7 protein-coding genes and 1 pseudogene are annotated in these 16123 nt (G+C 61.2%); 6 read left to right on the top strand and 2 right to left on the bottom strand.

The genetic code is table 11. The features are described 5' to 3' along the window. Positions 1-6: 6 nt before the first annotated feature. Positions 7-1287: an exodeoxyribonuclease VII large subunit gene (xseA, locus tag OU26_RS05465; RefSeq protein ID WP_026646731.1), complete on the bottom strand. Its 1281-nt coding sequence runs from the start codon at positions 1285-1287 to the stop codon at positions 7-9. 311 nt (positions 1288-1598) lie between these two features. On the opposite strand from xseA, the gene nrdD reads away from it, so the two are divergent. The 6 genes from nrdD to OU26_RS05435 all read left to right on the top strand — a co-directional run bounded on the left by nrdD (position 1599) and on the right by OU26_RS05435 (position 13593). Then, positions 1599-4004 carry an anaerobic ribonucleoside-triphosphate reductase gene (nrdD, locus tag OU26_RS05460; RefSeq protein WP_026646732.1) on the top strand — a complete coding sequence of 802 codons (2406 nt, stop codon included), beginning with the start codon at positions 1599-1601 and terminating at the stop codon, positions 4002-4004. A gap of 178 nt (positions 4005-4182) precedes the next feature. After that, the gene (gene nrdG, locus OU26_RS05455) at positions 4183-4896 is read left to right on the top strand and encodes an anaerobic ribonucleoside-triphosphate reductase activating protein (RefSeq protein ID WP_081815649.1); all 714 of its coding nucleotides are present in this window, start codon (positions 4183-4185) and stop codon (positions 4894-4896) included. A 245-nt stretch (positions 4897-5141) separates the two neighbouring features. Beyond that, positions 5142-9860, top strand: a complete 4719-nt coding sequence (locus OU26_RS05450; protein WP_026646734.1) for an acyl-CoA dehydratase activase-related protein — start codon at positions 5142-5144, stop codon at positions 9858-9860. A gap of 207 nt (positions 9861-10067) precedes the next feature. Next, positions 10068-11339 carry a glutamate-cysteine ligase family protein gene (locus OU26_RS05445; RefSeq protein ID WP_026646735.1) on the top strand — a complete coding sequence of 424 codons (1272 nt, stop codon included), beginning with the start codon at positions 10068-10070 and terminating at the stop codon, positions 11337-11339. Positions 11340-11708: 369 nt separating this feature from the next. Continuing rightward, the gene (locus OU26_RS05440; protein ID WP_026646736.1) at positions 11709-12947 is read left to right on the top strand and encodes a glycoside hydrolase family 5 protein; all 1239 of its coding nucleotides are present in this window, start codon (positions 11709-11711) and stop codon (positions 12945-12947) included. Positions 12948-12957: 10 nt separating this feature from the next. Beyond that, positions 12958-13593, top strand: a complete 636-nt coding sequence (locus OU26_RS05435; RefSeq protein ID WP_026646737.1) for a TetR/AcrR family transcriptional regulator — start codon at positions 12958-12960, stop codon at positions 13591-13593. Between the two features lie 135 nt (positions 13594-13728). Here OU26_RS05435 and OU26_RS09455 read toward each other — a convergent pair. Then, positions 13729-16060 (bottom strand): annotated as a pseudogene (locus OU26_RS09455) (glycoside hydrolase family 3 N-terminal domain-containing protein). Between the last annotated feature and the right edge of the window lie 63 nt (positions 16061-16123).

Raw genomic sequence — 16123 nt, 5'->3', positions numbered from 1 at the left:
TGCTTGCTATTTCACGGTTTTCACTTCGGACACGACGATGCCGTGCTTCAGCGTCATGGTCAGCTGGTCGCCCGCTTTCACGCAGGACGCGTCGTCGATCACATGTCCGTCGGCGCTCTGCACCACCGCGTATCCGCGGTCGAGCGTGGACTGCGGGCTCAACGCGGTCAACGAGGCGTGTGCCTTTTCGATGGTGAGGCTTGCGTCGTCCACGATGCGTGTCAGTCCGATGCGCATGCGTGCGCGCGCGTCGTCAAGGAAGCGTTGATGCGGCTCCAGCATGGTGAGCGGATGGGTAAGGCTTGGACGGTTCGCATAGCCTTCGATCAGCCTGGCCTCGTTGGAGACGGTGGCGTCGATACGCATGCGCATGCGATCCAGATTCACCTGGATCAGCTGCATCTGCTCGCGCACGTCCGGCACGACCTTCTTCGCCGCGTCGGTCGGCGTGGAGGCGCGCACGTCGGCCGCCAGGTCGAGCAGGGTCCAATCGTCCTCATGTCCGATGGCGGAGATCAGGGGAGTGTTCGCCGCTGCTGCAGCGCGCACCACGTTCTCGTCGGAGAAGCCGATCAGATCTTCGAATGCGCCGCCGCCACGCGCCACGATGATCACATCCACGTCCGGATCGGCGTTCAGCTGCCGGATAGCCGCCACCACATCCGACGGGCATTGATCGCCCTGCACGTGCACATGCACCACTTTGAAATCGACGACGGGCCAGCGAAGCTGGACGTTGGTGATGACATCGCCCTCCGCACGCGCCTGCGGCGCGCAGATCAGGCCGATGCAATGTGGGAATTCCGGCAACGGCTTCTTGCGGTCGGCGTCGAACAGTCCCTCGCCCTTGAGCTTCTTGCGCAGCTCATCGATCATGGCCTTCAGGCTGCCGCCGGCGCCCGCGGCGATGATGGCGTCGCCGCGCAGCGACAATGACGTGCGCTTCATCCACACGTTCGGCTTGCCGTGGATGATGACGCGGTCGCCTTGCACGAACGACGCCGCGGCCGCGGCGAACTGGCCGAAGCCGTTGACCTCCATCGCGATGTCCTGATGGTCGTCGCGAAGCGTGATGTAGGCGCTTCCCTGGCGGCGGGTGTTGATCTGCGTGATCTGGCCGGCCACCCATACGGAGGGCCACCGTTCGACCGCGGTGTGGAATTTCTCGCTCAGAAGGCTCACCGGCCATGGATTGTCCGCCGTGGTTTCGCCGGCGAGGCGTGGCAGGGGCTTCGATGCCGTCTGCGGCGGGTGCATCGTCGGGGCGTAATTCGGATTCCAAGTCATAGGTCAAGATTCCATCATCTTGCGGACAAATGGAACATATGTTCGAGTGTTGTGGATGCGCCTTGAGGAAAAATAGCGTTTCGGACGGATGCTGTCAAAACGACACTCCGTGTCTCAGTCGTTAGCTTTGTCACAGAATCCCAAGAATGGCGGAATTGCGCCGAAAATGGAATATATAGTTTCTCTGGCGGCGTGGCGATACTATATTTAGTGCCGACCTTGGTGTACAGTGTCCATCTGTACAAAGGAACTGGCATGCGGAAGAGGCATGAAACCTGGTCGGATGGGACCGACCCGGAAAGGAAAAATACATGGAAACCCAGACTCTGGATGGCGTCGCAACCGCAACGGCGACTACGCCGGCAACAGTCAAGGTGCTTGTCGAAAAACGCGATGGACGCGTGGTGGATTTCGATCCGATCAACATCATCAGCGCGGTGAAGTCCGCCTTCGCTGACCTCGACAAGAAGATCGGTCCTCAGGAGGAGCGGCTGGTCCGCGACCTCGCCAATCAGGTCGAAGCCGAAATCAAGGATCGCTACAACGGTCCGGCGAAGATCGAGGACATCCAGAATCTGGTCGAGCATGGTCTGATCGAGGATCATCTGTACGACGTGGCCCGCACCTACACCAACTACCGTCTGAACAAGGACATCGAACGGGCCAAGGCCACGGACATCAACGAGGCGGTGCGCCGCCTGGTGGATAGGGACGAAGCTCTGGTGCGCGAGAACGCCAACAAGGATTCCAACGTCTACTCCACCCAGCGCGACCTGCTGGCGGGCGCGGTCTCCAAGGCCTCCGCCTTCTCCATGCTGCCGGACGCGGTGTCCAACGCCCACATGAAGGGCGACATCCATTTCCATGACGCCGATTACTCGCCGTTCACCGCGCAGTCCAACTGCTCGCTGCCGAACTACTGGGACATGCTCGCCAACGGATTCACCTTGGGCAACGCCCCGATGGGCTCGCCGAACAGCATCTCCATCGCGGCCACACAGATCACGCAGATCATGAAGGATGTGGCTTCCAGCCAGTACGGCGGCCAGACCGCGAACCGCGCCGACGAGAACTTCGTGCCGTACGCCAAGAAGGACTACGACAAGTTCCTCGAGCAGGCCCATGAGATCATGCCGGACGATCTGCCGATCGAAATCGCGGAACGTCAGGTGCGCATGGCCAAGGAGGTCGAGCCGAAGCGTCTGCACTTCGAAAAGGACCGTCCGGCGCTGCCTATGGACGAGCCGTTCAGCAAGGGCGCGGACCGTCTGCAGCAGCTGCGCGAGATCTGGGCGAAGATTCAGACCCGCAAGGCCATCTACGATGCCATGCAGACCATGGAATACCAGATCAACTCCAATCGTGTGTCCAACGGCCAGACGCCATTCGTCACCGTCGGCTTCGGCCTCGGCACCGACTGGTTCGCCCGCGAGATCCAGCGCGCCATCTTCCTCAACCGCATCCGCGGCCTCGGCTCCGAGCACCACACCGCCATCTTCCCGAAACTCGTGTTCACCATCAAGCATGGCGTGAACGCGGATCCGGGCGACCCGAACTACGACATGAAGCAGCTGGCCCTCGAATGCGCCACCAAGCGCATGTATCCGGACGTCATCTTTTATGAGAACATCGTGAAGATCACCGGCTCCTTCAAGGCCCCGATGGGATGCCGTTCCTTCCTGCAGGGCTGGACCGATCCAAAGACGGGCAAGGACGTCGAGGACGGCCGCATGAACCTTGGCGTGGTCACCGTGAACATTCCGCGCATCGCGCTGGAATCCCATGGAGACAAGGACCGCTTCTGGAAGATCTTCGACGAGCGCATGGCCGTCGCGCACCAGGCGCTGCAGTTCCGCATCATGCGCTGCAAGCAGGCCACTCCGGTCAACGCGCCGACCCTGTTCCGCTTCGGAGCCTTCGGCCGCCTCGGTGCCAACGACAGCGTCGACCAGCTGTTCCGCAACGAACGCGCCACCGTGTCCCTCGGCTACATCGGCCTGTATGAGGCGACCAGCGTGTTCTATGGCAAGGACTGGATGCGCGACCACAGCTGGGATCCGGAAGGCAAGGAGTTCGCCCTGTCCATCGTCAAGCGCATGAACCAGCTGTGCAAGGATTGGAGCGCAGCGGAAGGCTACCACTATTCCGTGTACTCGACCCCGGCCGAATCGCTCACCGACCGCTTCAACCGCATGGACCATGAGAAGTTCGGCAAGGTGGAGGGCGTCACCGACCACGACTTCTATACCAACTCCTTCCACTATCCGGTATGGCTGCAGCCCACGCCGATGGAGAAGCTCGACTACGAGAAGGACTTCCCGTACTATGCGTCCGGCGGCTTCATCAACTACTGCGAGTTCCCGTGCCTGCAGGCCAATCCGAAGGCGCTCGAGGCGGTGTGGGACTACGCCTACAACATCGGCATCGGCTATCTCGGCACGAACACGCCGATCGACCGCTGCTACGAATGCGGGTTCGAAGGTGATTTCGAGCCGACCGAGGAGGGCTTCAAGTGCCCGGAATGCGGCAATTCCGATCCGGACCGCTGCAACGTGACCAAGCGCACCTGCGGTTATCTGGGCAATCCGGTGCAGCGTCCGATGGTTCATGGCCGTCATGAGGAGATCGCGCACAGGGTCAAGCACATGAGCGGCGAGACCGGCCATGTCACCCTTGATGACGGCTCCGAACGCGAGTGGTTCGAGGAGACCAAGTAAGCCGGTCGTCATGTGATGACGGAAAAGATAACGGAATAACGATGAAGAGGACGGAGCTGATCCGCCCTCTTCGTGTGTCCGTAGCGGTTTTCCGCGATCTCGATGCGATCGTAGGGAATTCCATCGCAGGTCGTCGCGGTCAAATCGCACATACAACAAAGAACAACAGGAGCAACGCATGGTAAGCAGCGCCGATTCTTCCGTGGTCCGCCGGGATTTCGCGTCGGGCGAAACCGGACGCGGGCCGTTCATTCCGACGAACCGTTCCAGCAATCCCAAGGCTGGTCAGTGGACGAACGCCATGAGCCGCAACATGATCGCCGATTACAAACGGTTCCTCATGACCGACGGCGAAGGCATCCGATGCTCGTTGTACGTGTCCGGATGTCCGTTCCATTGCGAGGACTGCTACAACACCTCGATATGGGATTTCCGCGCGGGTCATGAATACAACGACCGGCTTGAGGCGCAGATCATGAGCGATCTGAGCCTGCCGTACGTGCAGGGCATCACGTTCCTCGGCGGCGAGCCGCTGCTCAACACCGGCGTGCTGCTGCCGCTCGCGCATAGGATCCGCGAGCGTTTCGGCCATGCCAAGGACATCTGGTGCTGGACCGGATACACGTGGGAGGAGCTCATGCGCGACGGTGAGACCCCTGACAAACGCGAGCTGCTCGAACAGATCGACATCCTTGTGGATGGCCGGTATATCAAGGACCTGCACGATTCGCTGCTTCAGTTCCGAGGCAGCAGCAACCAGCGCATCATCGACGTGCCCAAGTCGCTGGAACGCGGCGAGGTCGTGATTTGGGAGAAGCTGCACGATCAGACCAGATTCATTCCCGAGATCTACGGCAAGGACCGCTCGGCGGGGGAGGGCGCGGCTTCCTGAGCTTCGTCGGCGGGCGGCCGGACTTCGGATGCGGATATGGTCGATTCGGGACGAAAATTATGCATGCTGACTAAATTCGTTGTCTAATTATGCGCCGTGTCGTGCGAATCATTCATCGCCGGGCGCGATTAGGCGTGGGCACAGACTACGATTACATGCTTGGATAACCGGGGAGAGGGCGTTTCTACCGCTTCCATACTGGTATGAACGCGATCCGGCGGACGAGAACGATAGAGGTACATTACATGGTCGAAGCAGCAGACACTGCGGTCAAAACCTGTGACGCGAAACCGTTGCGTGTGGGTCTTGATATCGGTTCCACCACAGTGAAGGCCGTGGTGCTTGATCAGACCGACTCCCTTGATGCCGTGCTCTTCTCCGATTACCGGCGCCACCACGCCAATGTACGCGCCACGGTGGCGGGCCTGCTGGAAGACATCCACAAGGAGCTGGAATCCCTTGGTCGTGGCGACGAACCGATCCGCCTGGCCATCACCGGTTCCGGCGGCCTCGCTCTGGCCGACAACCTCCACGTGCCGTTCGTACAGGAGGTCATCGCGGAAACCCGCGCCATCGACGAGGAATATCCGCAGGCCGACGTGATCATCGAGCTCGGCGGCGAAGACGCCAAGATCACCTACCTGAAGCCCACCCCTGAACAGCGCATGAACGGCTCCTGCGCAGGTGGTACGGGCGCGTTCATCGACCAGATGGCCACTCTGCTCGACACCGATGCGGCAGGCCTCAACGAGATGGCCAAGCATTACGAGACGTTGTATCCGATCGCCTCCCGCTGCGGCGTGTTCGCCAAAACCGATCTTCAGCCGCTCATCAACGACGGCGCGGCCAAACCCGATCTGGCCGCATCCATCTTCACGGCCGTGGCCACCCAGACCATCGCAGGCCTGGCCTCCGGCCGTCCGATCCACGGCACCGTCATCTTCCTCGGCGGCCCGCTGTTCTTCATGTCCGAACTGCGCGAGGCGTTCCACCGCGCGCTCGAAGGCAAAGTCGACGAATTCATCGTGCCGACCGACGCCCACCTGTATGTGGCGTTCGGATCCGCGCTGCTGGCCGGCGAGCCTGATCAGCTCGAAGAGGGGCAGCATTTTGAGGCGCGCACCTGCGCCGACATCCTCAAAAGCCTGGAGGATTTGAAGAACCTGCCGGCGAACACCCCCACCATGCCGCCGCTATTCCCGACCGAAGCGGACCGCGAGGCGTTCGACGAGCGCCACCATCGCGAACATGTGCACATCGGCACGTTGGAAGGCGCGCAAGGCCCGCACTTCCTGGGCATCGACGCGGGATCGACCACCATCAAGGCGACGCTCGTCAACGACGACCGCGAAATCGTATGGTCGTCGTACGCGACTAACGAAGGCAGCCCGCTGACGGCCGCCGTCAACATCGTCAAGCAGATTCAAAGCCAGCTGCCGGAAGGCGCGTGGATCGCACGTTCCTGCGCCACCGGATACGGCGAAGGCCTCATCACCACCGGCCTGCATCTGGACGAGGGCGTGGTGGAGACCATGGCCCACTACCGTGGCGCCGAAATGGTTTCGCCTGGCGTCACAGCCGTCATCGACATCGGCGGCCAGGATATGAAGTATCTGGCGATTTCCGACGGTGTGATCGATTCGATCGCCGTCAACGAGGCCTGCTCGTCCGGCTGCGGTTCGTTCCTGCAGACGTTCGCGCAGTCCATGGGATTGACGATCGAGGAATTCACGCAGGCCGCGCTCAACTCCACGCACCCGGTCGATCTGGGCTCACGTTGCACCGTGTTCATGAACTCCTCCGTCAAGCAGGCGCAGAAGGAAGGCGCCACGATGGAGGACATCGCGGCCGGCCTGTGCTATTCCGTGGTGCGCAACGCGCTGTACAAGGTGATCAAGCTGCGCGACTCCGGCGAGCTGGGCGACACCGTGGTGGTGCAGGGTGGCACCTTCCTCAACGACGCCGTGCTGCGCGCCTTCGAGCTGCTCACCGAACGCCAGGTGACCCGTCCGAACATCGCCGGCCTGATGGGCGCGTACGGCGCAGCTCTGACCGCGCGCATGCACTACACCGACGTCGCCGAAGGCCTTGATGACGGCGACGCGAACGCAGCCGAAGGTAATACCGTCACCATCGACGGCGTCACGCACACCGCGTCCGCCACTGTGTCCGGCAGCGAACTCGACAACCTGTCCATGACCACCGAACGCGACGTGTGCAAGCTGTGCCAGAACCACTGCAAGCTCACCATCACCACATTCCAGGATGGCTCCCGCTACGTGACCGGCAACCGCTGCGAACGCGGCGGCGACTCCAAAAAGCAGCGTTCCGACAGGCCCAACCTGTACGACTACAAGTACAAGCGCTGCTTCGCCTACCGTCGTTTGACCGACAAGAAGGCCACCCGCGGCGAAATTGGTATCCCGCGTGTGCTCAACATGTACGAGAACTACCCGTTCTGGTTCACGCTGCTCACCTCGCTCGGCTTCAAGGTGATGATTTCCGGCCGCAGCTCGCACGAACTGTTCGAAACCGGCATCGAATCGATCGCCTCCGAAAACATCTGCTACCCGGCCAAACTCGTGCACGGCCACATCAAGTGGCTGCTCAACAAGGGTATCAAGACGATCTTCTACCCGTGCGTCAGCTACGAGGAGGACTTCGTACCCAACACCGACAACCACTACAACTGCCCGGTGGTGGCCAACTATCCTGTGGTCATCGGCGCGAACATGCCCGAACTGCGCGAGGAAGGCGTGCGCTACATGCGCCCGTACTTCAACATGGCCAACCATGAGCTCATGGTGGACCGCATCGTCGAGGAATTCGCCTGGGCCAACGTGACCCGCGAGGAGGCCGAGACCGCGGTCAAGGCCGCCTACGCCGAAAACGAGGTGTTCAAGCATGACGTGCAGATGGAAGGCCTGAAGGCCCTTGCCTATATGAAGGAGCACGATTGCAAGGGCATCGTGCTGGCTGGCCGTCCATACCACGTCGACCCGGAGATCAACCACGGCATTCCGGAAACCATCTGCGCGCTCGGCATGGTGGTGCTTTCCGAGGATTCCATCTGCGAGCTGCAGCCGGGGGAGAAGCTCAACCTGAGCGAATTCCTCGCCGAAGGCGAAGAGGACCCGCGCAAGAAGAACGCCAACGGCTTCCGCCACGTCGACGACCGCAAGGTCACCAAAATGCCGCTGCGCGTCACCAACCAGTGGGCCTACCACGCGCGTCTGTACGCGGCGGCCAACTTCGTGGCGTCCTATCCGGGACTCGAACTCGTACAGCTCAACTCCTTCGGATGCGGCCTCGACGCCATCACCACCGACCAGGTGTCCGAGATTCTGGCGGATAAGGCCGATGTGTACACCATGCTCAAGATCGACGAGGTCTCCAACCTAGGTGCGGCGAAGATTCGTCTGCGCTCGCTCAAGGCGGCCGTCGAAGAGCGTGAGCGCAACAAGAAGAACGGTGGATTCCGCAAGACCGGTTCCGAGGCGCCGACTCCGGGACGTCAGGTCATGCTCGACACCGTCATGAAAGCCAATCCGAAACTCACCGAAGCGGTCACCGCCGCATCCAAGCGCGCGGCCGGCAATGGCGGATCCGCCCACAACACGGCCGCCATGTCCAAGTATGCGAACCGCATCCCGTTCGGCAAGGACATGAAGGACTACACCATCGTGGCCCCGCAGATGAGCCCGATCCACTTCTCGCTGGTGGAATCCGTGATTCGTTCCGGCGGCTACAAGTTCGACATCCTCAAGCATGCCAGCCGAGAGGACGTCGAAACCGGCCTCAAATACGTGAACAACGACGCCTGCTACCCGGCCATCATGGTCATCGGCCAGCTGGTGGACGCGATTCTGGAAGGCAAATACGATCCGGACCACACCGCGCTTGCGATCACGCAGACCGGTGGCATGTGCCGTGCCACCAACTACTTCGGCCTGATCCGCAAGGCGCTGGTGGATGCCGGCTATCCGCAGATCCCGGTGATCGCCATCTCCACGCAGGGCATCGAGGACAATCCTGGCTTCAAAGCCACGCCGGCGCTGCTGCACCGCGCCATCAAGGCATTGATCATCGGCGATCTGCTGATGAAGTGCCTGTACCGTGTGCGCCCGTACGAGGTGACGCCGGGTAGCGCGAACAAGCTGTACCATACGTGGGACACCATCGTGCGCGAGACGCTCGAACACCACGGCCATTCCAAGACCGCGCGCAAGTTCATCGGCAAGGGATACCTGCCGTATCCGACGCTTGTCAAGGAGATCGTCAAGTCGTTCGACGCGCTGCCGCTGAAGGACGAGCCCCGCAAGGTGCGCGTCGGCGTGGTCGGCGAGATTCTCGTCAAGTACCAGCCGGACGCCAACAACCACGTGGTGGACGTCATCGAATCGCAGGATTGCGAGGCCGTGGTGCCGGGCATCATGGAATTCATGACCACCCGTCCGTACATTTCCGATTGGAACGAGCATTACCTCGGCATGGGCGGCAACAAGCTCGGCTATGCGCTGATGCGCAAGGGGCTTGACCTGTACAACGCGCCGGTACGCGAGGCGATCAGTTTGGCGCATGGCAAGTTCTCGCAGGATCTGCCGATGCCGGAACTGGTCAAGAAGGCCGGCGAGGTGACATCCGTGGGCGTGCAGGCCGGCGAGGGCTGGCTGCTGACCGCCGAGATTCTTGAGCTCATCGAATCGGGCTGCCCGAACGTGGTGTGCGCGCAGCCGTTCGCCTGCCTGCCGAACCATGTGACGGGCCGTGGCATGTTCGGCAAGATCCGCCGACTGTACCCGGAAGCCAACATCGTGTCCATCGACTACGATCCGGGCGCATCCGAAGCGAACCAGCTCAACCGCATCAAGCTGATGATTTCCGCCGCCAAAAAGGCGGCCCGCGCCGCCGAGGAGGCCAAGAGCGCCGCTGAAACCGCGCGCGACAGCGAAAAAGCCGCCTAATCGCCAACTTTCCGCCAAACCGACGCTGAGGGGCGTGCAAGCGTCGGTTTGGTATCAATCATGCTGCCAAACCGACGCTGAGAGGTCGCTCACCGTCGGTTTGGCAGAAAGCATGCGAACGAACCGACGGGGAGTGATGGGCGGTTATCGATTTTCCGTATAGCGACGTCTGCGTTGCGGATACCGATCTTCGTTAGGATGACCACTATGACAACGCCGAAAATCACTTATGCGCATCTGCTCACCGAGCCGAACCCGAAGCATGTGGAAAGCTTGGTCAAATTCTTCGAATCCGGTTGCCGGGATCGTGGCACCGGTGGTTTCGGTGTGGAAATCGAACATCTTCCAGTGCACAACAGCGACGACACCGCCGTGAACTATTACGAGGAAAACGGCATCGAGGCGCTGCTCAACCGCATCCGCCCGTATTACGACGAAAACAAGGAATACTGGGAGAACGGACGTCTGGTCGGTCTCGCGCGCGAAGGCATCTCCGTTTCGCTGGAACCAGGCGGACAATTGGAGACGTCGATTGGCATCCTGCACAAGCCGGAGGAGCTTTCCCGGATCTACGGCACGTTCTGCAGGGAGGTCGACCCGATTCTCGGCGAGCTCGGCTTCCGACTGGTGAATTACGGCTACCAGCCGAAATCCAGCTACGTCGACATTCCCGTGAATCCGAAGGATCGTTACAAGGCGATGACCGCCTATCTCGGCCGCGTCGGCCAATTCGGTCCGTGCATGATGCGATGCTCCGCTTCGACGCAGGTCAGCATCGACTACGTTTCGGAAAAGGACGCTATCACCAAGCTGCGTCTCGGCACGATCGTCGGCCCGATTCTGGCATGGTTCTTCCGCAACACTCCGTATTTCGAAGGTCGTGAGAATCCGTATCCGCTGCTGCGCCAGCGTATGTGGGATTATCTCGATTTCCAGCGTACGAACGTCATCCCGGGACTGTTCGATCCGCGTTTCGGCTGGGAGGATTACGCGGTGGACGTGCTGTCCACGCCGATGATGTTCGCCGATTTGACGCACACTCCGGAGGCATTGGCGGTGCCCGGCACCGATCTGCACCATCCGGCGTTCTATGAGAACGCGAACGACGTGTATCCGGACCGCGAGCTCAACGCGTACGAGATCAACCATGTGATCTCCACCCATTTCAACGACGTGCGATTGAAGAACTTCATCGAATTCCGTCATTGGGATTCGCTGCCGGTGGCTCGTGCGGAACGCCTTACGGAAATCATCGGCTCATTGTTCTATGATCCGGCGAATCTCGAACGTTTGGAAAGCTACTTCGACGGCATTCGCGAGGAGGACGTGTTCGAAGCGAAGGCGAATCTGCAGGCGCGCGGACGCCAAGCCTCCCCATACGGCAATTCGCTCGAATTCTGGCAGGAGTTCCTGGGACTCGAGGGCGTTCTCGCCGACGAGCCGGGCGATCCGAAGCATCCGGACGTCTTCCAAGAGTAAAACTGCTTTTCGAATTTTTTTGGTTGGCCGAGGCTGACTGAATGTGATCTCGAAGTGGTTTTGAATGTGGCAAGAAGTACATCGTCAGCTTGGAGTGGGAGACCCGTGAAGGCTATGAGAAGCCCGTCGACTGATCCCGACCGCCCGGCCACCACAATCATTCAACGACCCTGATCCGGCCATAATCCGATTCCGATCGGCCGTGTGGCCGCTTGCGGGACGCATACAATGGGCCAAGGAACGTTGCGGATATCGTGCGGTTCCTTGGCTCATTGGGCTGAATAGGGTTTTGGGCTTGGGCTGTTTAGTTTTTGAATGGGCGGAAACGGCAAGTCGGGCGAAACCCCGCGTGGAAAGGCGGTGAGACGCATGGTGCTGGGCATCGACGAGCGAATCGACGGCGTGAACCTCGGCAACTGGCTGGTGCTGGAGAAATGGATGGATCCGGAACCGTTCGTCCGCACTGCCGAAGATGACGAAATTTGGATGCACCGCACACATGGCGCTCTCTGGTCCGAACGGAATCTTGCCGAGGGGCTACGTCGGCACCGCGACACCTACATCACCCTGGAGGATTTCCGCATCATCGCCGACCATGGGCTCAATCTCGTGCGCATCCCAGTGCCGTATTTCATCTTCGGCGACTGGCCTGGGCATCCGGGTTGCGTCGCATACCTCGACCGTGCGTTCCGTTGGGCGCGGGAGACGGGGCTGAAGATCATGCTCGACCTGCACACCGTGCCCGGTTCACAGAATGGTTTCGACAACGGCGGCCTGACGGGCGTATGCAAATGGGCGCAGAATCCGGACTTGGTGGAATACGCGCTGGGCGTGCTGGAACGATTGGCTCACCGATACCGCGACGAACCGGCCCTGCACAGCATCGAAGTGCTCAACGAACCAGTGAGCTGGTCGGTGTTCCATGGCTCGACGAACACGGCGAAGAACCCCCGCGAAGCCTCCGGCAGCACGCATATCCCACTGCGCTTTCTGAAGCGCTTCTACCGCGACGCCTACATCCGATTGCGCGCCGTACTGCGTCCGGAAACCGTAATCGTATTCCATGACGGCTTCCGACTACTCCGCTGGGGCGATTGGTTCCGTCGCGCCGGCATGCGCAACGTCATGCTCGACACCCATCAATATCTCATCGCGATGGAGGAGCCGTTGTTCGCGGGGCCAGCGAGCCGACTGTACCTGCAATCGCGGCACCTGCCATGGCTGTACCGGATGCTGGTGGGCGCGCGCGGCATCGCCATCCGTTCGGCGGCCCGCCATATCCCCGTGCTTGTGGGCGAGTGGTGCGTGGAGAACCGGTGGGCCCCGCGCAGCCAAAACCGGGCGGACGCATACCGCCAAGTGTCACGGTTGCAACGCGCGGCATGGAACGCATCAGCAGGACAGATCTATTGGAGCTACCAGCTTGCACGCTCCGCGAAACCGGGCAGTGGTGAGGGAAAACCGCCGCGAGATCCGCGCAACGGCGGCAATCTCGAGGCATGGGACCTGACCCGCGTATGGCGTCACGGATGGATGCGGTCAGATACACCCCACGATGACATGTCATCGGCGCCGTCAATCAACGGCAATCGAAGCAAAGGGCATTAGACTCGGAACCATGGCAGAGGAAGAGACTTCGAAACGTACCCGCAAATCGCCGCAGGAGCGTCGTGCGGAAGTACTGGATGCGGCAGTGCAGCTCATCAGCGAACGCGGATACAACGGCATTTCGATCCAAGACGTGGCCGATCGGGTCGGCATCTCCAAACAAGGCGTGCTACGATACGTCGACAACAAAGACACAATGCTGGCGTTGGTGTTCGACGAATACTACGGACAGACCGGCACGCCGGAGGACTTCTTCTCTTCGGGCATGCCGGGCAGCGACCCGTCCGCGCCGCATTTCCCCGCGTACTTGCGCTACCTGGTGAAACACAATTCGCGCCGGCGCATGATGGTGCAGCTGTTCACCGTGCTGTCGGCGGAATCGCTGAATCCGGACCATCCATTGCATGACGAATTCATGGAACGCATGGACGGTATTTGGGAGCACTATTCGAAATACCCATGGGTGGTTCCGCCGCAATTGGGCACATGGGCCGACAGCATGCGGCCAGTGGTGCGCAAAGCCATGGAGATCATGGACGGCATCCAGCTGTGGTGGCTGCGCGAACCGGAAGTCGATTTGTGCGGCGAGTGGGCAGAAATGGAGAACATGCTGTTCCCCGCACCATTGTGGGACTCCTATCGCTGATTCCCGCCGATGATCCGCATATGATGATTCGCACATGAATTTGGGGGCAGTCTGATGGCTGCCCCCCCCAAAAAAAGTCGCCGGTAGAGGCCGACCATCGATGACGATCGCCGACCACTACCAAGCTGGAACCATTCACGCCACGGTGAACGTGGTCCGCTTGAGATCCTTGCGACGGCTCGAATGGCCGATCAGCACCTCGAACTCGCCCGGCTCCACGATGCGGTTGGCGTCCGGGTCGACGATGGTGCAATCCGCGACCGGAATATCGAACCCGACGGTCTTGGTTTCGCCCGGTTCGAGCTCCACGCGCTGGAACGCCTTGAGTTCGCGGTCCGTCCAACTGTACGAGGTCACGATGTCGCCGATGTAGGCCTGCACGACTTCGGTGCCCTTGCGCTCGCCGGTGTTGGTGAGGGTGATTTCGGCGTGCACGGTGTCGTCGGTGGTGAACGTGCCGGAGGTGGGGGCGTTGGTGATGGTCGGCTCGCCATATGCGAAGGTCGTGTAGCCCAGACCCTCGCCGAACGCGAATGCCGGATCCTGCGTGAGATCGGCGTACCAGTTGCCATGCTGGCCACGGATCTGGTTGTAGTAGACAGGCAGCTGTCCGGCATGGCGCGGGAAGGTGATCGGAAGCCTGCCGCTCGGCTCGGTCTTGCCGAGGATGATCTCCGCGATGGCTTGGCCGCCCTTCATGCCCGGATTCGGTGCCCACATGAACGCGCTGACGCCATCGGCCGCGGATTCGTCCACGATCACGCCATTGGTGCCGATCACGCATGCCGGCATCACCTGCGGCTTGGAGCTCATCAGCACCACGACCAGCGGCTTGCCGGTCTCGCGGGCCACGTTGGCAAGCGCCTCGAGCATGGCGTTCTGCCCTCCGAGCAGTTCCAGCGTGGCGGTGGAGCAGGTCTCGCCGACCAGCTGCACCACATCGCCCACGACGGCGACGACAAGATCGGAATGACGCGCGTTGTCCACCGCCTCATCCAGTAGCTGCTGGTCGAATTTGGCGGAGACGGCGAGCTTCGGGCGAGGCTGGCCGTCCGGATAGAACTCGCCTTCCGGATCGTCCACCAGGTCGATGATGTTCGTGCCGCGCGAATACACGACCTCGCATCCTTCGGGCGCAAGCTGCTTGAATCCGTCAAGGATGGTGGTAATCATGCCGCGCGGCTGGCCTTCCGGCATCCAATTGACCTGGCCGGAATTGCCGGCCCAATCGCCCAGCTGTTCCTGGGCGTCGTCGGCCAGCGGGCCCACGACGGCGATGCGCTTGCCTGCGGTTGCGGCGAACGGCAGTGCGCCATTGTTCTTGAGCAACGCCACGGATTCGCGGGCGATCTGCAGGTTGAGCTCCTGATGGGTCTTGGAGCCGATGACCGTTTTGATGCGCTGCTCGTCGGGCAGGCGTGGATCTTCGAACAATCCCAGACGGAACTTGAGTGCGAGAATGCGGGACACGGCCTCATCGATCAGCGATTCATCCAGCAGGCCGGTCTTCACGGCCTCGATGGCGCCTTCGTAGAACTTCGGCGTGGTCATGATCAGATCGTTGCCGGCCTTGACCGCGTCCGCGGCGGCCTGCACGTAATCGGCCTTGACCTTCTGCTCCCACACGGAACGGCCGACGTTGTCCCAGTCGGTGATCAGCGTGCCCTGGTAGTTCCAGTCGCCGCGCAGCTTGTCGGACAGTAGCCACTTGTTGAACGTGACCGGTACGCCGTCGATGGATTCGTAATCGAGCATGAAGGTGCCGCAGCCTTCCTTCGCCACGCGTTCGAACGGCGGCAGGAACCAGGATTCCAGCTTGCGATGGCTCAGGTCGGCTTCGGAAGCATCGCGTCCGCCCTGGGTTTCGGAATAGCCGGCGAAATGCTTGGCGCAGGCCAGAATCGCATCCTTGGCGAGCGGCTCGCCAGCTTTGGCGCCGCCCTGATAGCCCTTGACGATGGCGGAGGCCATCTCGCCGATAAGATACGGATCCTCGCCGAACGTCTCGTCCACACGGCCCCAACGGGTGTCGCGGGCGATGCACAGCACGGGGGAGAACGTCCAATGCGCGCCGGTGGCGGAGACCTCCTCGGCGGTGGCGCGGCCCGCGGCCTGGACCTTGGCCGGGTCGAAGCTCACGGCCATGCCCAGCTGGGAGGGGAAGATGGTGGAGCCGGGCCAGAAGGAATAGCCGTGGATGCAGTCGTCGCCGATGATCAGCGGAATGCCGAGACGGGTCTTCGTGTTCACGGTTTCGACCGCGCGGGGCAGGTCCGCGGGGGAGGTGTGCAGGATCGAGCCGACGTGCTTGTTGACGATCAGGTCGTCCAAGTCGCCGCTGCGCGCGTCAAGCTGCATCATCTGGCCGACCTTCTTCGAGGGTCATGCGCCCGAGCAGATCGGCGATGCGTTCCTGGGTGGGCAGGTCGGGGTTCTTGTAGGGCAGATCGGTGGTGGTGTTGGTCATGGATTGCTCACTTTCTTCGTTGAAGCGCTGTCCTTTAATTACCAATTGGTAGTTTAGAGTATG

It is taken from the genome of Bifidobacterium ruminantium DSM 6489, assembly GCF_000770925.1.
GTDB classification, from domain to species: Bacteria; Actinomycetota; Actinomycetes; order Actinomycetales; family Bifidobacteriaceae; genus Bifidobacterium; species Bifidobacterium ruminantium.
Note: the sequence above shows the minus strand (reverse complement) of the source record. Positions and strands in the feature narration are given on the sequence as shown.